Origin of the sequence: Nocardioides pini, from assembly GCF_026712185.1 — a bacterium.
In the GTDB taxonomy this organism is placed as follows: domain Bacteria; phylum Actinomycetota; class Actinomycetes; order Propionibacteriales; family Nocardioidaceae; genus Nocardioides; species Nocardioides pini.
In genome coordinates, this window is record NZ_JAPPUX010000004.1 from 271,541 (window position 1) to 292,058 (window position 20,518).

Here is a 20,518-nt window from a genome sequence, read left to right on the forward strand (position 1 = left end):
GCAGGAGGCCGTCCGGCCGCGACCTGCTCCCCCACGCGCCCGGCAGTCCTCACCAGCCGAGCGACCAGCACCTCCACCCCCGGCCCCGCCGACCGACCCGACCCCCGAGGCGTCCGACGTGGAAGTGGTCGCGCCGAGCCCCGCCCCGGTCCCGCGTGCCGTGGTCGTCGCCCCGGCGGCCGAGCCCACCGCCGAGCCCACGGCCGAGCCCACCGCTGAGCCCACCGCCGTTCCCGCGCCTCCCGCGGTCGCACCGCCGGACTCGTCGCCTCGTCGTCAGACGCTCGCCTTCGTGGTGCTCGCCCTGGTGGGGGTGTTCGTGGGTGGGGTCGTCGCCTGGCAGGTCGTCGAGACCGACTCGTCACCCTCCCCTGCCGCGTCGCTGCCCATCGACGGATGGCCGGTCGCCGGGGAGTCGCGCGCCGTGACGGAGGTGCTGGCCGGTGGCGAATTGCAGGTCACCCACTGGATCCACGCCGACGCCCCGATCGACGAGATGGGTCTCGCACTACCCGACCTCGACGGCACGGACGTCTCGGCGACCCGGGTGCAGGTGACCGCTGACGGCCGTGCCGCGTCCGGTCCCGCGACGGTCACGCCGAGCGGGGCGACGTACACCTTCGCGGACGCGACCCGCATCCAGGTGCGCTACGTCATGTCGGGGGCCGTGGAGCTGAGCTCGTCGGCCGACGGCCGCGGGCTCGCGACCACGACCTCGCTCGAGGTCACCGCGGCGCAGGCGCGCGACGTCAGGGTCGTCCGGTCGCAGGAGGTGCTGTCGCTCGCGTGCGCGCAGCCGCAAGAGCAACCGGTCCCGTGCGGGCATGCGGAGGCCGACGACCAGTGGCGGGTGGAGCTCATCGGAGACGACGCCCGGAGCCGCGTGCTGGCCGTGGTGACGGTCCCGTCCTGAGCCGTCGCCCGGCTCAGGGCCGGTCGTCGAGCCCGTGCTCGATGGCCCAGCGGGTCAGCTGCACGCGGTTGTTCATCTGCAGCTTGCGCAGGGTGTTCTGCACGTGGTTCTGCACGGTGCGGTGCGAGAGCACCAGGCGGGCGGCGATCTGCTTGTAGCTCATGCCCGTGGCGACCATCTTGAGGATCTCGGTCTCCCGCTCGGTGAGCTGGTCGCGCGGGTCGTCCGCCGGGCCGTCGGCGATGCGACGGAACTCCCCCAGCACCAGGCCGGCGAGACCGGGGGTGAAGACCGTGTCGCCGTCGGCGACCCGGGTGACCGCGTCGACGAGCTCGGCGCTCGAGGCCGACTTGACCAGGTAGCCGGTGGCACCCGCCTTGATCGCCTCGAGCACGTCGTCCTGCTCGCCGCTGGCCGACAGGATCAGCACCCGCGCCGTCGGGTCGTGCTCGAGCATCATGCTCGTGACCTGCACACCCGTGCTGTCCGGCAGCTGGAGGTCCAGCACCACCACCTGCGGCGCCGCCGCCGGGAACCGCGCCATCGCCTCACGCCCGTTCGACGCCACCGCCACGACCTCGTGCCCGGCCGCCTGCAGGTCGCGTTCGACCGCGTCACGCCACATCGGGTGGTCGTCGACCACCATCACCCTGACCATGGGTCCCCCTCCCGGTTGGACCGCAGCGTAGACCGCTCAGCCACCCGGTGGGACGTAACGCCCCCGGCGGTGGACGAGAGGAGCGGGATCGTCACCGACGACGAGCTCGTCGATCGTGCACGTCACCAGGCGTGACCACCCGACCTCGGTCGACGTCTCCACGCCCACCAGGGCCCAGGTCACGGCACTGCTGAGCCGTGGGCCGTACCCGCTGTCGTCCCAGTCGGCCATCCGCCACGGGCCGCCGGGTGCCGGAGTGGTGCCCGCGAAGGCGTCGGCCAGGTCGCGGTCGTCCCACGAGAGCAGCTGCACGACGCCGCGCCCCGTCTCGAGCAGCACCTCCGTGAGGTCGGCGTCGGGGTCGAGCAGCGCGAGCACCCGCCCGGGATCGCCGGCCGCCACCAGCCACGACGTGACGGTCAGGCCCGCTCGCTCGGTGTCGTCCCCCGCCGTCCAGAGGGACACCGTGCCGCCGAGGCGTCCGCGCAGTCGTCGTACGGGGTCGTCGGGCGTCGGGAACGGGTGGCCGGCGTGGATGGTCACCCGGTCACGCTAGCGGCACCGACAGCTCCCACTCGGTGCCCCACTCGCCGCTGCGGAGCGTCGCGGTCCCACCGAGGCCCTCGATGCGGCCACGGATCGAGGACGCGACGCCGAGACGCCCCTCGGCCGCTGCCTCGTCCACCCGCCCCGGCGCCATGCCGGGACCGTCGTCGCGCACCGAGACGGTGATCGCGTCGGGCGCCGACTCGGCCAGGACCCAGGCCGCCCCCTCGGCGCCCACGTGGGCCAGGACGTTGTCGAGGCAGGCCTTCACCGCGGCCACGGTCTCCGTGGCGACGTGCTCGTCCACGAGCACGGCCCCGCCCGGGGTCGCCACCTCGACCCGCACCGGGTGGGCCGTGGCCATCGCCTCGAGCGCACCGGCGAGGTCGACCCGTCCACCGGAGCCGGTCGGCACCGTGTCCTGCTGCCGGATCAGCGAGCGCAGCCCCCGCTCCTGCTCCCCCGCCATCCGGCCGAGCTCGGCCCACTGGCCGCCGGCCGCCGCGCCCTGCCGCTGGACCATGGCGAGCACCTGCAGCACGCCGTCGTGCACGGCGCGAGCGAGCCGGGTCCGTTCCTCGGCGGCCGCGGCCGCGTGCTCTGCGGCGTCACGCTCGTGCGCCATCCGCTGGAGCGACTCGCACATGTAGCCCACGATCGGTCCGCCGATGAGCACGAGGAAGACGTTGCCGTAGTTGCCCTGGTCGATCTCCTGCCGCGGCAGCAGGTCGGCCACGGACAACGCGGCGGCCGCGACCAGGCCGCCCTTCCAGTGCCAGTGGATCGCCCACGCCAGCAGGGCCCCCATCACCCAGAAGCCGGGGATGGTCGCGTTGAAGTCCTCCGACTTCAGCCACGGGGTCACGGCGATCGCCGCCACCGCGATCGCCAGGTCGGCGACGAGCAGCGCGGGCGTGCGCGTGGAGCGCCGGCCGTAGAGCCAGATCGCGAACCCGGTCCACACCACCAGTGCCACCACGACGACGAGCGCGAGGGTGGGGTGCGAGAAGCTCTCACGACGGTAGGCGTTGAGGGCGACCATGTTGATGGTGACCACGACCCGCACGAGGGCGAGCGCGGAGTAGAGCCGGTCCTCGACGGCGAGGGCTGAGTCGGCCCGCGGGTGGTCCACCTGCGGGCGCGGGCCGGCGTTCAGGACGCCTTCTGCTCAGGCCCGTCCGCGGCCTGCTCGCGCGCCGCCTTCTCCTGCTCGGCCTTCTCGCGCTCGGCCTGCTTGGCCTTCTCCTTGTCGAGCTCCTTCGCCTTGCTGGCGTAGAGGTCGACGTACTCCTGGCCGGAGAGCCGCATGATCTCGTACATGATCTCGTCGGTGATCGAGCGCAGGATGTAGCGGTCGTTCTCCATGCCGGCGTAGCGGGAGAAGTCGAGCGGCTTGCCGAAGCGCACGACCGGGCGGGTCCAGGTGCCGTAGACCTTGCCGGTCGGGGCCACCACGTCGGTGCCGACGACAGCGCACGGGATCACCGGGGCACCGCTCTCCAGGGCCAGCCGGGCCACCCCGGTCTTGCCGCGGTAGAGCTTGCCGTCGTGCGACCGGGTGCCCTCGGGGTAGATCCCGAACAGCTCGCCCTCAGCGAGGATCTTCATCGCCGACTTCATCGCGCCCTCTGCGGCGTTGGCGCCGGACCGGTCGATCGGCACCTGGCCGGCACCGGTGAAGAACTTCTTCTGGAACCAGCCCTTGATGCCCGGGCTGGTGAAGTACTCGGCCTTGGCAACGAAAGTGACCCGACGGGTGAGCGTGAGCGGCATGAACAGCCAGTCGGCGTACGACAGGTGGTTGCTGGCGAGGATCGCGGGCCCCACCTCCGGCACGTGGTCGGTGCCGTAGGCCTTGGGCCGGAAAACGAGTCGCAGCACCGGCCCGAGGGCGATCCACTTCAGGAACCAATAGAGCACGGGTCGAGACTATCCCTGCTGCTGGGCGGCGACCCGGTCGATGAAATCCGCGGACTCGGCGAAGATCCGCGGTGCGTCGTGGTCGAGGGTGGCCACGTGGTAGCTGTCCTCGAGCACGCGCTCCTCGAAGTCCTTGGACGACAGGCTGGCGTGCAGGGCCCTGGACGACGACACGTCGGCGACGTGGTCCTCCGCCGAGTGGAAGTAGAGCACCGGGACGGTGATCCTCGGGAGGTCGCGCCGCAGCTCCGCCCATCCGCGGGACATGGAGTGGGCGGCCTTCAGGGGCATGACGGGATAGGCGACCTCGTCCATGCCGGGCTTCTTGATGTCGTTGCGGATGCCGGGGAACGCGGGCACGAACCGCTGCAGCACCGGCAGCAGGACGGCGTCCTTGCGCATCGTGTCCACAGCGACGTTGACCAGGACCAGACCGGCGAGGTCCTCGCCGCGGTCCGCGGCCAGCCGGAGGCACAGCGAGGCGCCCATGGACAGGCCGACGGCGAGGACGACGTCGTTCTCGGCAGCGAGCCTGTCGAACGCATCCTCGGCCGTCGCGACCCAGTCGGACCACGTGACCTTGTTGCAGTCCTGCCAGCGGGTCCCGTGGCCGGGCAGCAGCGGCATCTCCACGGCGTACCCGCGCGCCGCGAGGTCCTCGGCCCACGGCCTCATGGAGGCGGTGCTGCCGGTGAAGCCGTGCAGGACGAGGACGCCGACGCGTCGGCCGCCGGTGAGCTCGGGCTTCGCGGGGACGGACATCGGGGCGACCAGCGTGGGGTCGAGGGGTGCGGCATGCGCGCCGCGGAACGGGATCCTCACGGGCACAGTGTGCACCAGCCGGGACGGGTCGAGGCCCGTGCGACGCGCCACGGGACCAGGACCCCGCTACCGTAGATCTCGTGAGTCGCCCGGAGGACGAGAGCCGCGCCGAGCTCGCCTGGCGCGAGATCGTCGAGAACTACGGCGAGCGCGCTGTCCTGGACGACCCGGCGACCGCGACGGACGAGGCCGCACCGGCTCCCGTGGATCCTGCCCCGGACGACCCGGCACCCCTCGCTGCCGCCGACCTGCCGGAGCACCTGCAGGACGACGACGAGGTCGAGCGGCGCGAGCAGGCGATCGCCGAGGCCGAGCGCTTCCGACCCCCGCCGGCGCCTCCCTTCCCCGTCCCTCGCACCTGGCAGCGCGGCCTGGCCTGGGCCGGCATCTTCGTTGCCCCCCTCATCGCGCTCGTCATCGGGCTGTTCTCGATCTACGTCAACCCGTTGGTCGGCTGGGTGCTGGTCGGGTGGTTCGTGGGCGGGTTCGCCTACCTCGTCCTCGTCATGCCGAAGTCGCCCCGCGACCCCTGGGACGACGGCTCCCGCATCTGAGCCCGCCGTCGACCTCGCGCAGGCGTAGGGTCGTCAGCGTGGGGGCGCGGGAGACGGTCGAGGTCACGGGGCACCTCATGGACAGCGGCATCCTGTCGCGCGTCCTCGACGACATCCGCGAGTACGGCGGGGACTTCGTCATCGAGGAGTTCGACGTCGGCCACGAGGCGCACGACCCGAGCAGCGCCCGCATCACCGTCGAGGCTCCCGACGAGGAGTCGCTCCAGCGCCTCCTCATGCGCCTGCAGACCCGCGGGGTCAACCAGCTCTCCCACGACGACGCCGGCGTCACGACCGCCGACCGGGACGGCGTCCTTCCCGACGGGTTCTACGCGACGACCAACCTCGACACGCGGGTACGCCTCGGAGGTCGGTGGTACGACGTCCAGAACCCCGAGATGGACTGCGGACTGGTCGTCGAGGAGTCGGGCTCCGGCGACCGGCGCGTGCGGACCGTCCCCATGTCGGACGTCGCTCGGGGCATGCGGATCGTGGTGGGTGCCGCGGGGATCCAGGTGAGCGTGCCGGGCCCGGCACCCGCGGTCGAGGCGGCCATGTCGTTCGACGCCGACCACGGACCGGAGCGACCGCAGACGGTGCTCGTCCGACAGGTGGCAGACGGGATGCGGCAGTCACGGAAGGACGGCAAGCGCCTGCTGTGGGTGGCCGGACCCGGCCTGGTCCACGCGGGCGGCGTGCCCGCCATGACGGCCCTGGTCCGGGCCGGGTGGGTCGACGTCCTGTTCGCGGGCAATGCCGTGGCCGCGCTCGACATCGCGACCGCCCTCTACGGCCCCACCCCCGAGACCGACACCCGGCCCGGCCACGAGCACGGCCACGAGCACCGGGTGCGGGCGGTCAACACCATCCGCGGGGCCGGGTCGATCGCGGGCGCGGTGCGAGACGGGGTGCTGCGCAGCGGCATGATGCACGCGCTCGTCACCGCTGGGAAGCGATTCGTCCTCGTCGGCTCCGTCCGCGACGACGGGCCGCTCCCCGAGGTCCACACCGACGTGGTCGAGGGCCAGCGGGCGATGCGGGCCGAGATCCACGACATCGGCTACTGCCTGATGATGGCGACGCAGCTGTACGCCGTCGCGACCGGCAGCCTGCTGCCGGCGTCCGTGCCGCTCGTCTGCGTCGACATCAACCCGGCCACGGTCACCCGGCTCGCCGACCGAGGCACCGGCCAGGGGCGCGGCATCGTCACGGACGTGGGCCTGTTCCTGGAGCAGCTCGCGCTCGAGCTGGTCGCCGACTACCGCCGCGGTTGACGATTCGGCCCCGCCGGCTGCCCGGATTGACCTACGCTCGCTGGCGCGCCGTACGGGACTCGCGCGCGGACAGGATCAGAGCACTATGACCAGCAAGCTCGAGGAAGCCGCTCCGGCGGACGTTGACACAACGGCCAAGAGTGCGACGACCCTGCTCTTCATGCGGATGTGGGCCATCGCGCATGTCGTTCACCTCGTGGCGGCCAACGTCTCTGCTCTGCACACGCCGTGGAGCATCGCCACCGTCGCCCTCGCGGTGGCCGTGGTGCTACGTCCCAGCGGTCGGCTTTTCGTTGCCATGATGCTGGCGCAGGGGGCCGACTACGTCGCTGAGATGCCTGGCAGCCCGGACCACTGGGCGTTCATCCTCTTGGTCAACATCACCATCCTCCTGACGATGCTTGTCAAGCGGACTGTCGCCCCTGCGGCCGTGGCCGCGGCCTTCCCGGGCGTGCGGATGGTCACCCTTGTCGTGTACGGGTTCGCGGCGCTCTCGAAATACAACACGCACTTTCTCGACCCGATCACGAGCTGTGCCAACGCCATCGCTGGCCGGGCGAGCTACGGCCTGAGCGCCCCCCTCCAGGACACCCTGCTGCTTCCGGTCGCCAGCCTGCTCATGGAGACGTCCGTCCCGTTGCTCCTGGCCCTTCCCTTCACCCGCCGGCACTGGGTCCGAGTGGCGATGCTCTTCCACTTCACGCTCAGCATGAGCCCGGCGTTCTCGGTCGTCGACTTCACGAGCGCCCTGTTCGCTGTCTTCGTCCTCTTCCTCTCGGACGAGGAGGTGGACCGGGTGATCGGCGTCTTCCGCGGGGTGGCTGCCAAGTCCGCCATCGCGCGTGACGCCCGGCGCAAGCCAGCGGTCACCGCTCTCCTTGCGTTCGCCCTGTTCGGCTTCATCGGCCATGCGAGCCCAGGTGCAGCGACGGCTCTCGTGTTCGTCGCTGCGCAACTCTACCTACTGGCACTCTTCCTGGCTGCGCTCTGGACGTGGCGGCGACCGGCCGGCCGTCGATCGTTCGGTCGTCCGATGCTGGTGCATATCCCGGTTCTGGTTCTCGCCGTGCTCTGGGCACTGAATCCGTATCTCGGCCTGCGGACGACCGGGGTCTTCACCATGTTCTCCGGCGTGCAGACCGAGGCCGGCCGCGCCAACCACCTCGTGCTGCCGACCGCCCACCTCACCTCGTGGCAGGACGACCTGATGACGGTCGAAGGATCGAACGACCCTGTGTTGGAGGGGTCGAGGAGGTACGACCTGGCCATCCCCCTTCTAGCCCTGCGACGCATGGCTCAGGACGATCCCGGCCTCACCGTCACCGGCACTCTTCGCGGCCGACCCGTCGACTTCGGGCCGAACGAGGGGCAGGTGCATCTGGAGCCGTTGCCGTACTGGCAGTACAAGCTTCTGCACTTCAGGCCGATCCCCATCGGCGACAAGCCGTTCTGCTCGATCAGTTGAGGGGTGGCCGAGCGGCAAGTGCGGCACCCACCATCCCCGCGAGAGGGCCGAGCCGAGCGGCTACGATCTGCGGGATCTTGCGGTGCTCTGCTCCCACCACGGCCTGACGCAGGGCAGCGCGTGCCGGATCGAGAAGGCGGTCGCCTGCCGCCGACACGCCGCCCCCGACAACAACGATCTCGGGATCGAGGGCCGCTACGAGGTTGGCGGTGCCAACACCCAGCCAATCACCCACCGAAGCGAACGCTTGGCGAGCCACGAGGTCGCCCTTCTCGGCCGCGGAGGTGACCATCGGACCGGTCACATGCGCCGGCGACCCGCCGCTCATCTCCATGAGCACTGAAGGCTGGTCGGCCATAAGCGCACGCGCGTTCCGAACCAGAGCGTTCCCTGATGAGTACTGTTCCCAGCAGCCACGACGACCGCACTCGCATTCCACCCCCTCGGGGACAACGCGCATGTGCCCGAACTCGCCCGTCATTCCATTGGCGCCGCGCATCACCTTCCCATGCAGCAGCACCGCCCCGCCGATCCCCGTGCCCATGGTGATTACCAGCGCCGAGGACGCGTCCTTGGCCGCGCCATAGCGGGCCTCTGCGCGGGCCGCGCAGTTGGCGTCGTTGTCCAGGCCGACCGGGCAGCCAAGTCGGTCGGCGAGAAGGTTCCTCACCGGCTCGCCCATCCATGGCAGGTGCGGCGCGAACATGACACGTTCCCCTGCCGCGTCGACGAAGCCGGCCGCGGCCACCCCGACCCCGACGAGCGACCTGCCGTCAGCAGCCTCGAGGACCGCTGCCACCACAGCGTCCTCGACGAGGTTGGTCGCGACGCGACGCCCGGGCGTAGTACGAAGCGCGGTGCGGGCGACGCGTCCCTCGCCGTCGACGACGCCCGCAAGCACCTTGGTGCCGCCGATGTCGACCCCGACCACCACGCCTTCATCCACGAGCCACATCTTGGCGCACCGAGCAGCGCATGGCCCGATCGGAGCATCGGCCTAGTCACTTCGAGCCATCTTGCGTCACGGACGGTCAAGAGTGTCGTCAAACCAGCGACACCCGAGACCGGCACCTCCTACGGTGGCGGGCGAGCTACTCGGGGAAAGGGGATCTCATGCGCTGGCGACAACGCCTCAACGACCGCACCGAACGGGGTGCGTCTGCAGTCGAGTTCGCGCTGGTAGCGCCCCTCCTCATCTTGGTGCTGTTCGGTATCGCGACGTTCGGCTTCCTCTTCGCACAGGACCTTGCCCTGTCCAACGCCGCGCGGCAGGCAGCGCGCTTTGCAGCAGTCGCCGGTCACACGTGCGACGACGTCAAAGCCGAAGCGATAGCGGCCGCACCGCTGGTGGACGACTTAGGCGCCGACGACATCACGGTGTCCATGGACGACGGTATCTCCGCAGGGTGTGGCAGTTCGACCGCAGAGCCGTGCCGTGAGTCCGAGGACGGTGCCAGCGTCGCGGTGGACATCACCTACGAGGCCGATGTCATTCTGCCCGTACCGGGACTCGGTTCGACACGCACGCTCTCCAGCAAGGGGGTCTTCCGATGCGAGTTCTCCTGAAACATCACAGCGACCGGCGCTCTGACGAGCAAGGCGCAATTGCGGTCATCGTCGGGGTCCTGAGCACGTTCATACTCGTTCTTGCATCCCTTACCGTCGACATCGGACTTGCCTACACGTACAAACGTCAGGCACAGACGGCGGCAGACTCCGCAGTTCTTGCGGCTGCAACCCTGTACGTCAAGTCAAAGGTGACGTGCGGCAGCCTTGACGACAACGTTGGGCTGAATGCCCAAGCGAAGAAACTTGCCGACGATATGCTGGAGAAGAATCTGCCCGGGGCGACTGGAGTGGATTGGGACGTCTCTTGCGACAATCCGGATTCCGAGCTTCGTGTCTCCTACACTGCCACCTATGACTCACCACTCACCCTTGGACGCATCGCGAGCGACTCGGACCACGTGACAGTGGAGACGCCAGCATCGGCGACATTCGATCGCTCCATCCGCGGCGAGAGCGGAATGCGCCCGTGGCCGATCTGCTCGACCCAGGCGCAGGTGCTGGATCGCGTCGTTCAGATTGTCGCGGGCAACAAGACGAACGAGAACTGCCCGGGAATGGAGGTCTCGGGGACTTGGGGGCGCTATGCGTGCCCCGGCTACAAGAAGGGTGACATGTCCGGAGAGGACAAGCCGGCCTCGACGCTCTACTGGATCAGGCACGGATGCCCAAACCCCGCCAGTCCAGTCCCCGACCAACCTTTAGACCCGACCGACCGGTACAACCAGCTCGCCAACTGGGCTGAGTGCAAGGCCAAGGACAAGAACTCGGCGTCCTCTGAATTCTGCCTGATTCGAGACACTGGCAGTTCGTTCAACGACAAAATGCGGAGCTCGTGGCAGTCAGTTATCGATGACGGCCTGACGTTCGAGCTCCCCATCCTCTGTACTGCCACTACCACTATCGAGGGCGTCAGTACACCAGGGCAGTGCAGCAAGGACGCGGTCTCAGGCAAGGATGGGTACGTGCTTCCGATCTCCGCCATCGGAGTCGTCACATTGTGTGGGTTCAAGTTTGAAAGCTACTCATCGGTCCGATGGCCCTCTACTGGTCCGTGCCACACGGACAATCCGAAGAACTACACAGTCTCAAGTCCGACTCCGCACGGTGAGGCAAACGTCTTGTATCTCGCTATTAAGGGCGTCATTTCCGGCGGCGATGACGGAACCGATGGCGGCGGGGGCAACCTCCGTCTGGTTCGCTGACGGTTGGGACGTTCATGCGTCCACACCACGAGCGTTGTCCGCACTAGCTGGTCCAGTCGTCGTCGAGGTCTATGTGCTCGACGTTGCCATTGCCGTCGGTAGTGCGTTGGGTCGTTGCCAGGAGCGCCGCAGCAGCCTGGGCGAGGGAGCCCATCGCCGCCGACAGGTGCGCCGACACCTCCGGACTGACCTGTCGCACCGCCGTGACGGTGCGGCAGAGGGGGCACACCGTGCACTCGGGCGCGCCCGTCGCGAGGTGGTCGTCCACCTCGTGCGCCGCCGCAGCAGCCTGCGAGGCGAGTCCGGACAGCCCGTCGCCCGCCTCAGCTGCGTGCTCGCGGGCCCACCCGGAGAGGGCGCCGAGGAGCTTGGCGGCCTCCTCTCCCAGCGACCCGACCTCATCGGGTTCGGGGTCGGTCACAGGGCCTCCTCGACCAGGTCGGACGGTGCGGCCGCCTCGGTGAACCGGACCTGCAGCCGGCCGTCCCGCACGCGCGCCCCGGCCACCCGCTGCCGCGCCAGCCCGGAGGGCAACGTCAGCAGGCGCCGGTAGGACGCCACGGACACGATGAGCTCGTCGCCCTTCCGGACGAGCCCCACGTCGTCCTGGTGGGCCAGTGGTAGGGGGAGCGAGAGCACCGCGCCGACCGACGTGGTGCGGACCGACAGAGGCGGGACCGAGGTGCCGGGCGCGACCGGGTCCGCGTCGTCGTACACCGACGCCGCGAGGTCGAGCAGCTCGTCGCGCCCCACGGGCTCGCTCGCCCGGTAGACGGACGTGCGGAGGTCGAGGCCGGCGAAGGAGTCGGCCGCGTCCTCCAGGTGCCGTTCCTGCGCAGCGACCCAGCTCCGGCGCCACGCGTCGGCGCCCTCCGTGGGGAACACCCGGTTCACGATCGCGGTGTCGACGCGGTAGCCGAAGAGCGTCAGGAACGTGTAGGCGCGCCGTGCCTCGGCCAGCACCACCGACTCGGGCGTGAGCACGAGGCGCACCGAGGTCTCCGGCCCGGTCAGCACGGCGCGTACGTCGTCGAGGTCGGCGTGCAGCCGCTCGATGGCGTCGAAGACCGAGTCCTCGGGCATCGGCACGCCCGCAGCCCGGGTGAGGACGGGCTTCAGCGCTTTGACGACGCGCCGCTCGACCGGCAGGACGCGGGTCATGTACCAGCCCAGCGCCTCCGGCAGGGCGAGGAGTCGCAGGGTCTCGGCGGTCGGCGCGCAGTCGACGACCAGCACGTCCCACTCCCCCGACCTCGCCTGCGCCCGGACCTCGAGGAGCGCGAGGACCTCCTCTGCGCCCGGGATCACCGTCAGCTCCTCGGCAGCGACCGGATCGACGCCGGCCACGTCGAGCACGCTGAGCAGGTATCCCTGGATGTCGGCCCAGGACCGCTCGAAGCGCTCCCGCGGGTCGACGTGCTGGACCCACAGGTTCGCTGCGGCCTCGGAGGGCTCCGCCGTCGCAGGCACGTCCAACGCGTCCGCCAGGGAGTGGGCGGCGTCCGTCGACAGCACGAGCGTCCGGCGCCCGGCCGCGGCGCTCGCGCACGCGGTGGCGGCGGCGAGGGTCGACTTGCCCACACCGCCCTTGCCGGTGAATAGCAGGATCCGCATCTCCGGACCGCTGGTCAGCGCGACTCGACGCGCTTCTTGAGGCCCTTCAGCGCCGCGTCGATGAGGATCTTCTCGCCCTTGCGCTTGAGCATGCCGATGAGCGGGATGCTGACGTCGAGCGCGAGCCGGTAGGTGACCTCGGTGCTGCCGTCGCCGCGGTCGACGAGCGTGTACGCCCCGTCGAGCGCGCGCAGCATGTTGCCCTCGACGAGGGTCCAGGTCACCTCCCGGTCGCCGTTCCAGTCGTAGGCCAGGGTGTACTCGTCCTTGATGGGCGAGACGTCGAGGGCGAAGTAGACCTGCTCGGCGCGGTCGCCCGACCCGGGGACCGTGACCTGGGCCGTCTGGACGCCCTTGGCCCACTCGGGGTAGGACTCGAAGTCGGCGATGACGGCCATCACGTCGGCCGGAGGAGCGTCGACGACGATCGACGAGGAGGTCTGTTCGGCCATGGCCGGAGCCTACGACATGCTCCTGCCGCAAGCGGCTGCGAGGCTCGGGCTGCTCGCCCGGCAAGCCGGGCGGGATCCCTCAGGCGATAGCCTGCGGACCGCAGTCCACGACCCTCCAGGAGGTCCCACCGTGCGGGAGTTCTCGACGCCGCTCAGCATCACGATCCCGTCCACCGGGAACCTCACCGACGACGTGGTCACCAACGGCCGCGACTTCGCGGACACGGTGGTGTTCAGCCGTCGCGTCGGCGGCGGGTGGGCCGACGTCACGGCCGCGACCTTCCTCGACGAGGTCCGCTCCGTCGCCAAGGGGCTGGTCGCTGCCGGCGTCGAGGCCGGTGACCGCGTCGCGCTGCTGTCGAAGACCCGCTACGAATGGACGCTCCTCGACTACGCCATCTGGTTCGCCGGCGCGGTCACCGTGCCGATCTACGAGACGTCCTCCGCCGAGCAGATCGGGTGGATCCTCCAGGACTCGGGTGCACGCGCGATCGTGGCGGAGGGCCCGGACCATCTCGCCCGGGTCCGCGATGCCCGCCAGGCCGGCGACCTCACCGAGCTCCAGCACGTGTGGTCGCTGCAGGACAACGCGGTCGACGTGCTCCGGCGTCTCGGCTCCGACATCTCCGACGACACGCTCGAGCAGCGGCGTACAACCGCGACCCCGCAGGACGTCGCGACGCTGATCTACACCAGCGGCACGACCGGCAAGCCCAAGGGCTGCATGCTCACCCACGGCAACTTCATGTTCGAGCTGGGGGTGGCCGTCGACGAGCTCCATGAGCTGTTCGACGCCCACAACGCCTCGACGCTCCTCTTCCTGCCCCTCGCCCACGTCTTCGCGCGCATCATCCAGATCGGCGCGGTGAAGAGCCGCGCCAAGCTGGGCCACAGCGCCGACATCAAGAACCTGGTGGCCGACCTCGGCGAGTTCAAGCCGACCTTCATCCTGGCCGTCCCGCGGGTCTTCGAGAAGGTCTTCAACAGCGCATCCCAGCGCGCCACCGCCGACGGTCGCGGCAGGATCTTCGACCGCGCTGCCGATGTCGCCATCGCCTGGTCGCGCGCCTCGGACGGCAAGCGGGTGCCGGTGCGCCTGCGCGCGCAGCACGCGCTCTTCGACCGCCTCGTCTACGGCAAGCTGCGCCAGGCGCTGGGCGGGAGCTGTGCGTACGCCATCTCCGGCGGCGCGCCCCTGGGCGACCGCCTCGGCCACTTCTACCGCGGCATCGGCCTCACCGTGCTCGAGGGCTACGGCCTGACCGAGACGACCGCGGCGCTGTCGGCCAACCTCCCCGACGCCACGAAGATCGGCACCGTCGGTCGCCCGCTGCCCGGCACCAGCGTGCGCGTCGCGGACGACGGCGAGCTGCTCTTCCGCGGCGGCCAGGTCTTCGCCGGCTACTGGGGCAACGCCGAGGCCACGGCCGAGGCCGTCGACTACGACGGGTGGTTCCACACCGGCGACGTCGGCGAGGTCGACGACGAGGGTTTCGTCCGCATCACCGGACGCAAGAAGGAGATCCTCGTGACCGCCGGCGGCAAGAACGTCGCGCCCGCCGTACTCGAGGACCGCCTCCGCGCCCACGCCCTCGTCGACCAGTGCCTCGTCGTCGGCGACGGACAGCCGTTCATCGGAGCGCTCGTCACCATCGACCGCGAGACCTTCCCCGCGTGGGCCGAGCAGCACAGCAAGCCCGCCGACCCCGCCGCGGCGGTCGACGACCCCGACCTGGTCGCCGCCATCCAGGAGGCCGTCGACGACGCGAACAAGGCCGTCTCCAAGGCCGAGTCCATCCGCAAGTTCACGATCCTGACCGGCGAGTGGACCGAGGAGGGTGGCCAGCTCACGCCCAGCCTGAAGCTGAAGCGTCGCGTCGTGATGCGGGAGTCGCGCGACGAGATCGAGGCCCTCTACCTCGGGTGACTGACCTTCTCGGGTCGACCGGGACCGACACGACTGGCTAGACCTCGACTAGGTCGACCTAGTCACAACGGACTAGCTCAGAACCATGATCGGGTGGTTTGTCAGGTTTAGCCCGCGGCCCATCGGATGCGCCTTTAGATTCGGGCCGCTGGGTTGGGCATCGGGTCCTCCCAAGGCTTGTTCCCGGCGCCCTGTTGTGTGAACCGAGCCCCAACGCCTCGGTTCCCTGAACCGAAGGACTGCCCCATGGCTCGTCGTTCTATTCTTCTCATGGTGGCCGTGCTGATCGCGCTGATCGGCACTGCGTTGATCGTTGTCTATGTCCAGGGCATCGACGCCCGCGCGGCCGAGGGCCAGGAACTCGTCGAGGTCCTGGTGGCGACCGAGACGCTTGAGTCCGGCGAGTCCGTCTCCGCTGCACAGGAGGCCGGCAAGTTCGACACCAAGGAGGTCCGGCGCGACGACGTGGTCGAAGGTGCGCTGTCCTCGACGAGCTCCATCTCGGACCTTGTCGCGACCGGCGCGATCTATCCCGGTGAGCAACTCATCGCGAAGAAGTTCGGCACCCTCGGCGACACCGCGTCACTCGTCATCCCCGACGAGAAGATGGCGGTCTCAGTCGAGCTGACCGACTGGGAGCGCGTCGCGGGCTTCGTCAATCCGGGCAACGAGGTCGCGATATTCGGCACAGCCATTTCCCCGGTTCGACTGGCGCCGAACGGCGACGAGACCAAGCTCGGCGACTGGACGCGTGTAGTCCTGGGACGGGTGCAGGTCGTCGGTGTAGGCACGACCAGCGTCACCTCGCGCACCACCCGCAGCGATGACGGAGAGCAGGTCGTCGAGGAGGTCCCCAAGACCATCCTCACGCTCGCGGTGAGTCAGGCTGAGGCCGAGAAACTGATCCACGCGGACCGTACGACCGAGCTCACTTTTGCCCTGCTGACTGATGACAGCGCTGCACAGGATGAGCCCGGCGTCGGGCTCGGCGGTGTGATGCCAGAGCTCTTCAAGGCAGCACCGTGACCGCGATCCTCGAGCCGGACACGTCGCAGGCCGGCATTCTACAAGCGATGCTGCACGGGTCCGCGTCGTTCCGCGACATGGATGAGCTTCGCAGACACCTAGAAGTCACACCACACGAGTTCGCCGTCGTCGTCGGCCCTTCGGTCCCGGCGGACGTCGCCGCCGAGTTCGCCCAGTGGGCCCGGGTCCAGCGTCCCGACCTTGGTGTCATCTTGCTCCGCGACACTGTCAACAGTGACGCGCTCGCCCTCGCATTGCGCAGTGGCATGCGCGAGGTCGTCGGCGCGCGGGACCTGGCCGGTGTCACCACGGCCGTACAGCGTGCGCGGAGCGTCGCCAGCGCGATCGGCCAAACGCTGATGGGCGAGGCCCAGGCGGCGGCTGACGCGGCCAAGGCAGAACTCGAGGCAGAGGCGGCCGCCGCGCAGGCAGCGGCTGCGGCGCCGACCGGCACACTTCACACGGTCTTCTCCACGAAAGGCGGCGTCGGCAAGAGCCTGGTAGCGACGAACGTGGCGGTCGCCCTGGCAGACGCCGGACGTCGCGTGTGCCTGGTCGACCTGGACGTCAACAGCGGAGACGTCGCCATCATGCTGCAGCTGAATCCCACTCGGACGATCAACGACCTGGCCGGATTCCGCGGTGTCATCGACGAGGGGGCCATCGACTCCGTCCTGACGAAGTACTCGGACAACCTGTCGATCGTCGCTGCACCGATTCGCTTGGATGGTCCCGAGCAGGCGACCGCGGAGGACGTCGGCAAGCTCCTCGACGCGCTCAAGTACCGGTTCGAGGTCGTGGTGGTCGACACGTCCGGCGTCTTCGACGACCACGCACTCACCGCTCTCGACCGCAGCGACAGCATCGTGCTGGTCGGCACCCTCGACATCCCCGCGCTGAAGGGTCTCCGGCTGGCGACCAACACGCTCGAGCTCCTCAACTTCGCCAAGGACACGTGGCGGTTCGTGCTGAATCGTGCGGACGGCCGTGTCGGTCTGTCGGTGGACGAGTACGAGTCGACGCTGAGCCTCAAGGCGGACATCACCCTGGTCTCGGCCAACGAGGTGCTCAACGCGGTCAACCGCGGTGAACCGCTGGTCCGCGCCTACTCCGGCCACCAGAACAGCAAGGCGTTGGCGCGCTTCGCAACCAACCTTGCCGGCTCTTCGACCAGCGCCGCTCACACATCCGACACCGGCGGGCGCAAAGCCAGCCGACTTCGCCGCAGGAAGGGCTGACCATGGGCCTCAGCGACCGTCTCGCCGCTGCAACTCGCACGTCCAGTGCACCCGCCGCGCAGGCGGCGGCTCCCACGACCGCACCTGCAAGCCCGGGCAACGAGCCCGGGATGGCTGTCACCTCCGCATCGAGCCTGGCCGCCCGTCGTCAGCAGAAGGGGTCGGCCGGGACGGACGCCTTCCGCGACCTCAAGCGGATCGTGCACGCGCGGCTCGTCGAGTCCATCGGACCGAAGTTGTACGACGCCAACATGACACAGTCAGAGCTCGAGCAGCAGGTGCGGGTGGCGCTGCAGACGACGCTGGCCGACACGGACATGCCGATGACCTCGGCCGACCGGACGCGTATCGCCCAGGAGATCGCGGACGACATCCTCGGCTACGGGCCGATCGAGCCGTTGCTGCGCGACCCCGACCTGTCCGAGGTCATGGTCAACGCCTACGACAGCATCTACATCGAGCGCAGCGGCAAGCTCGTCAAGACCGGTACGTCGTTCTCCGACGAGGCGCACCTGCGCCGCACCATCGACAAGATCGTCGGCAAGATCGGCCGACGCGTCGACGAGACAAGCCCCATGGTAGACGCCCGCCTGCCCGACGGCAGCCGCGTGAACGCAATCATCCCGCCGCTCGCGCTCGACGGCTCAAAGCTCACCATCCGCAAGTTCTCCGAGGACCCGTACACCGTCGAGGACCTCATCGGCTTCGGCACGCTGACACGTCAGTCCGCCGACCTGCTGGCCGGCTGCGTGAAGGGCCGCCTCAACATCCTCGTCTCCGGCGGCACCGGCGCGGGAAAGACGACCACACTCAACGTCCTCTCGTCCTTCATCCCCGACGACGAGCGCATCGTCACCATCGAGGACGCCGCGGAGTTGCGTCTCGTGCAGGACCACGTGCTGCGTCTGGAGTCAAGACCGCCCAACATCGAGGGCAAGGGCGCGGTCACCATCCGCGACCTCGTCAAGAACTCCCTGCGCATGAGACCTGACCGCGTGGTGGTCGGCGAGATCCGCGACGCGGCAGCGCTCGACATGCTCCAGGCGATGAACACGGGTCACGACGGGTCGATCTCGACCCTTCACGCCAACACCCCGCGAGACGCTCTCGCGCGACTCGAGACCATGGTCCTCATGGCGGGCATGGACCTCCCCGTCCGAGCCATCCGTGAGCAGGTCGCCAGCGCCGTCGACCTGATCATCCAGCAGAGCCGTCTCAAGGACGGCACCCGACGCATCACCGCCATCACGGAGATCGTGGGCATGGAGGGTGACATCATCACCACCCAGGACGTCTTCCTCTTCGACTACGCCGCCGGCCTGGACGAGATGGGCAAGTTCAAGGGCGGCCTGGTCTCCACCGGCCTCCGGCCGCGGTTCATCGAGCGGCTGCAGGACCACGGCGTGCACATGGACCCCGCGATCTTCGCGTCCGGCGGTCGACGATGAGCAGGCTCGTCCACCGGTTGTCAGCCGTCTCGGCCGTCGTGGCGGGCCTCCTGATGTCGACAGCGACCGCATCATCCGCTGCGGACGAGATCACGATCGACCACGTCGAGGCGACGACCACCGAGGTCGACCTCCTGCTCTCGGTCGACCACCTGCCGGACGGGGCGGGTGCCAAGCCGGACTCCGTCCAGGTGGCAGTTGACGGCCGGGCGGTGGATTCGACGGTCAAGTCGGTCAGCGCAGGAGACATCGAGCGGTCGACGGTGCTGGTCCTCGACGCGAGCAACAGCATGCAGCGGGACGGCAGGTTCGACGCCGCCAAGCAGGCCGTCGACGCGTTCCTCTCTGCCGCGCCGGACGACGTGAAGATCGGTCTCGTCGCCTTCGCGGGTAAGGTCTCGACGACCATCGACCCGACGATCGACCACGGCGCGGTCGAGGCGGCACTCGACGGCATCACGCTGAAGCGCGGGACGAGTGTCTACGACGGCATCGCGGCAGGCATGTCCGCGCTCGGCGACGAGGGTTCGCGCTCGATCCTCGTTCTGTCCGACGGCGCCGACACCGCCAGCACGACGACCCTCGAGGTCCTGTCACGCGAGGCGGCGGACGCCGAAGTGGTCGTGGACGTCGTGTCGCTTGCCGAGGCCGAACGCGCCGAGGAGCTCGCCGGCCTCGTGGACGCCACCGGCGGCAGCGTCATCCCGGCGGATCCGGCCGCCCTATCCACCGTCTTCGGCGAGCAGGCGGACGCGCTGTCCCAGCAGCTGCTCATCTCGTTTCAGCCGCCGGGCGACCTGACGTCCGACGCACCGGTCGACGTGACCCTAGAGTCCGGCGGTCAGACCTACCACGACTCCGCCCTGGTCGCTTTCAAGGGCACGGGGGCGCAGCTCGACGTCGTCGACTCGGGGAAGGCCCTCGTCAGCAAGCCGGTCATGCTGCTGGGCGCCCTCGCCCTTGCCGTAGGTCTCGGCGGGCTTCTGGCCACGATCCTCGTCGGGGCCACCGACACCCGATCCGGTACAGAGCGGCGTCTGGACACCTACTTCGGTGACGACAAGTCGGGGGGCCGGCGGCGCATGGCCGCGAAGACTGACCTCAAGGGCTCAGCTGTCGCAGTCGCGGACAAGGTGGTTTCGGCGGACCTCGAGACCCGGATCTCCCAGCGCCTCACTGGCGCCGGCTCGGCCTTGACCGCAGCCGAGTGGCTATTGCTCCATGCCGGCATAGCGGTGCTGGCCGCTCTTGGAGGGTTCGTTATGGGCGGAGCAATTCTGTCCTTGGTGGGACTCGCGCTCGGCATCGTCTTGCCATGGGTGTACCTCAAGTTCCGCCACCGGCGACGACTCAACATGTTCAATGCCAACTTGGCGACGTCTCTCGGCCTGATGGCTGGCGGGCTTCAGGCGGGGCTCTCCCTTCCGCAGGCGGTTGACACAGTGGTGCGCGAGGGAAGCGAGCCGATCTCCGGCGAGTTTCGGCGAGCGCTGGTCGAGCAGCGTCTCGGCATCGACATCACCGACGCACTTGACGGCGTGAGCGAGCGCATGGAGAGCGAGGATTTCAAGTGGGTCGTCATGGCCATCCGGATCCAGCGTGAAGTGGGCGGCAACCTCGCAGAGATTCTGCACACGGTGTCCGACACTCTGCGCGAGCGGGAGTATCTCCGTCGACAGGTCAGGTCATTGAGCGCGGAAGGTCGAATGTCGGCCTGGCTGTTGGGGGCGCTTCCCGTGGGGATGTTCTTTTATCTGCTGGTGGGCAACCCGGACTACGTACGCCCGCTTTACACGACCGGTATTGGTTTCGCGATTCTGGGCGCTGCCGGGTTCCTGCTCGCCCTAGGCAGTTTTGCGATGGCCAAGCTTGCCAAGGTGGAGGTCTGAC

20 protein-coding genes are annotated in these 20,518 nt (G+C 69.3%); 11 read left to right on the forward strand and 9 right to left on the reverse strand.

Annotated features, from left to right (window positions below):
- Positions 1-118 precede the first annotated feature (118 nt).
- Entirely contained in the window at positions 119-913 is a 795-nt protein-coding gene (locus NYO98_RS14670; protein WP_268112484.1) for a hypothetical protein, read from the forward strand.
- Between the two features lie 13 nt (positions 914-926).
- Here NYO98_RS14670 and NYO98_RS14675 read toward each other — a convergent pair whose 3' ends face one another.
- From NYO98_RS14675 to NYO98_RS14695, 5 genes are read right to left on the reverse strand one after another with little or no spacing between them, the layout of a single operon-like run.
- Positions 927-1,571, reverse strand: coding sequence for a response regulator (locus tag NYO98_RS14675; RefSeq protein ID WP_268112485.1), 645 nt, complete (start codon positions 1,569-1,571; stop codon positions 927-929).
- A 36-nt stretch (positions 1,572-1,607) separates the two neighbouring features.
- A complete protein-coding gene (locus NYO98_RS14680) occupies positions 1,608-2,114 on the reverse strand; it encodes a flavin reductase family protein (protein ID WP_268112486.1) in 507 nt (168 codons plus the stop codon).
- A gap of 4 nt (positions 2,115-2,118) precedes the next feature.
- Positions 2,119-3,249, reverse strand: coding sequence for a MacS family sensor histidine kinase (gene macS, locus NYO98_RS14685; RefSeq protein WP_268112487.1), 1,131 nt, complete (start codon positions 3,247-3,249; stop codon positions 2,119-2,121).
- A gap of 20 nt (positions 3,250-3,269) precedes the next feature.
- Positions 3,270-4,037 (reverse strand): 1-acyl-sn-glycerol-3-phosphate acyltransferase, encoded by a 768-nt coding sequence (locus tag NYO98_RS14690; protein WP_268112488.1) that lies wholly within the window; start codon positions 4,035-4,037, stop codon positions 3,270-3,272.
- 9 nt (positions 4,038-4,046) lie between these two features.
- Complete coding sequence (locus tag NYO98_RS14695) at positions 4,047-4,859, reverse strand: alpha/beta hydrolase (protein WP_268112489.1); 813 nt, start codon at positions 4,857-4,859, stop codon at positions 4,047-4,049.
- Between the two features lie 80 nt (positions 4,860-4,939).
- Between NYO98_RS14695 and NYO98_RS14700 the strand changes: the two genes are divergently transcribed.
- The 3 genes from NYO98_RS14700 to NYO98_RS14710 all read left to right on the forward strand — a co-directional run bounded on the left by NYO98_RS14700 (position 4,940) and on the right by NYO98_RS14710 (position 8,152).
- A complete protein-coding gene (locus tag NYO98_RS14700) occupies positions 4,940-5,413 on the forward strand; it encodes a hypothetical protein (protein WP_268112490.1) in 474 nt (157 codons plus the stop codon).
- 38 nt (positions 5,414-5,451) lie between these two features.
- Positions 5,452-6,687 carry an ornithine cyclodeaminase family domain gene (locus tag NYO98_RS14705; protein ID WP_268112491.1) on the forward strand — a complete coding sequence of 412 codons (1,236 nt, stop codon included), beginning with the start codon at positions 5,452-5,454 and terminating at the stop codon, positions 6,685-6,687.
- 85 nt (positions 6,688-6,772) lie between these two features.
- Positions 6,773-8,152 (forward strand): hypothetical protein, encoded by a 1,380-nt coding sequence (locus tag NYO98_RS14710; protein ID WP_268112492.1) that lies wholly within the window; start codon positions 6,773-6,775, stop codon positions 8,150-8,152.
- Here the strand turns inward: NYO98_RS14710 and NYO98_RS14715 are convergent.
- Positions 8,145-9,107 (reverse strand): ROK family protein, encoded by a 963-nt coding sequence (locus NYO98_RS14715; RefSeq protein ID WP_407673923.1) that lies wholly within the window; start codon positions 9,105-9,107, stop codon positions 8,145-8,147. The genes NYO98_RS14710 and NYO98_RS14715 overlap by 8 nt on opposite strands.
- A 158-nt stretch (positions 9,108-9,265) precedes the next feature.
- Here NYO98_RS14715 and NYO98_RS14720 point away from each other — a divergent pair, with 158 nt between their 5' ends.
- Complete coding sequence (locus tag NYO98_RS14720) at positions 9,266-9,718, forward strand: TadE family protein (RefSeq protein ID WP_268112494.1); 453 nt, start codon at positions 9,266-9,268, stop codon at positions 9,716-9,718.
- The gene (locus NYO98_RS14725; protein WP_268112495.1) at positions 9,703-10,923 is read left to right on the forward strand and encodes a pilus assembly protein TadG-related protein; all 1,221 of its coding nucleotides are present in this window, start codon (positions 9,703-9,705) and stop codon (positions 10,921-10,923) included. The genes NYO98_RS14720 and NYO98_RS14725 overlap by 16 nt, the downstream gene beginning before the upstream one ends.
- A 43-nt stretch (positions 10,924-10,966) precedes the next feature.
- Here the strand turns inward: NYO98_RS14725 and NYO98_RS14730 are convergent, their stop codons facing one another.
- Genes NYO98_RS14730 through NYO98_RS14740 form a run of 3 tightly spaced genes read right to left on the reverse strand, consistent with a single transcriptional unit; the run spans position 10,967 to position 12,989 of the window.
- Positions 10,967-11,344 carry a hypothetical protein gene (locus NYO98_RS14730; protein ID WP_268112496.1) on the reverse strand — a complete coding sequence of 126 codons (378 nt, stop codon included), beginning with the start codon at positions 11,342-11,344 and terminating at the stop codon, positions 10,967-10,969.
- Entirely contained in the window at positions 11,341-12,537 is a 1,197-nt protein-coding gene (locus NYO98_RS14735; protein WP_268112497.1) for an ArsA family ATPase, read from the reverse strand. The genes NYO98_RS14730 and NYO98_RS14735 overlap by 4 nt, the downstream gene beginning before the upstream one ends.
- A 14-nt stretch (positions 12,538-12,551) precedes the next feature.
- Positions 12,552-12,989, reverse strand: coding sequence for an SRPBCC family protein (locus tag NYO98_RS14740; RefSeq protein ID WP_268112498.1), 438 nt, complete (start codon positions 12,987-12,989; stop codon positions 12,552-12,554).
- A gap of 130 nt (positions 12,990-13,119) precedes the next feature.
- On the opposite strand from NYO98_RS14740, the gene NYO98_RS14745 reads away from it, so the two are divergent.
- From NYO98_RS14745 to NYO98_RS14765, 5 genes are all read left to right on the forward strand, one after another.
- Positions 13,120-14,916, forward strand: a complete 1,797-nt coding sequence (locus tag NYO98_RS14745; RefSeq protein ID WP_268112499.1) for an AMP-dependent synthetase/ligase — start codon at positions 13,120-13,122, stop codon at positions 14,914-14,916.
- Positions 14,917-15,189: 273 nt separating this feature from the next.
- Complete coding sequence (gene cpaB, locus NYO98_RS14750; protein WP_268112500.1) at positions 15,190-15,942, forward strand: Flp pilus assembly protein CpaB; 753 nt, start codon at positions 15,190-15,192, stop codon at positions 15,940-15,942.
- Complete coding sequence (locus NYO98_RS14755) at positions 15,939-17,180, forward strand: AAA family ATPase (RefSeq protein WP_268112501.1); 1,242 nt, start codon at positions 15,939-15,941, stop codon at positions 17,178-17,180. The genes cpaB and NYO98_RS14755 overlap by 4 nt, the downstream gene beginning before the upstream one ends.
- A 110-nt stretch (positions 17,181-17,290) precedes the next feature.
- The gene (locus tag NYO98_RS14760; protein ID WP_268112502.1) at positions 17,291-18,628 is read left to right on the forward strand and encodes a CpaF family protein; all 1,338 of its coding nucleotides are present in this window, start codon (positions 17,291-17,293) and stop codon (positions 18,626-18,628) included.
- Positions 18,625-20,517: a type II secretion system F family protein gene (locus NYO98_RS14765; protein ID WP_268112503.1), complete on the forward strand. Its 1,893-nt coding sequence runs from the start codon at positions 18,625-18,627 to the stop codon at positions 20,515-20,517. The genes NYO98_RS14760 and NYO98_RS14765 overlap by 4 nt, the downstream gene beginning before the upstream one ends.
- The last annotated feature ends 1 nt before the right edge of the window (position 20,518 follow it).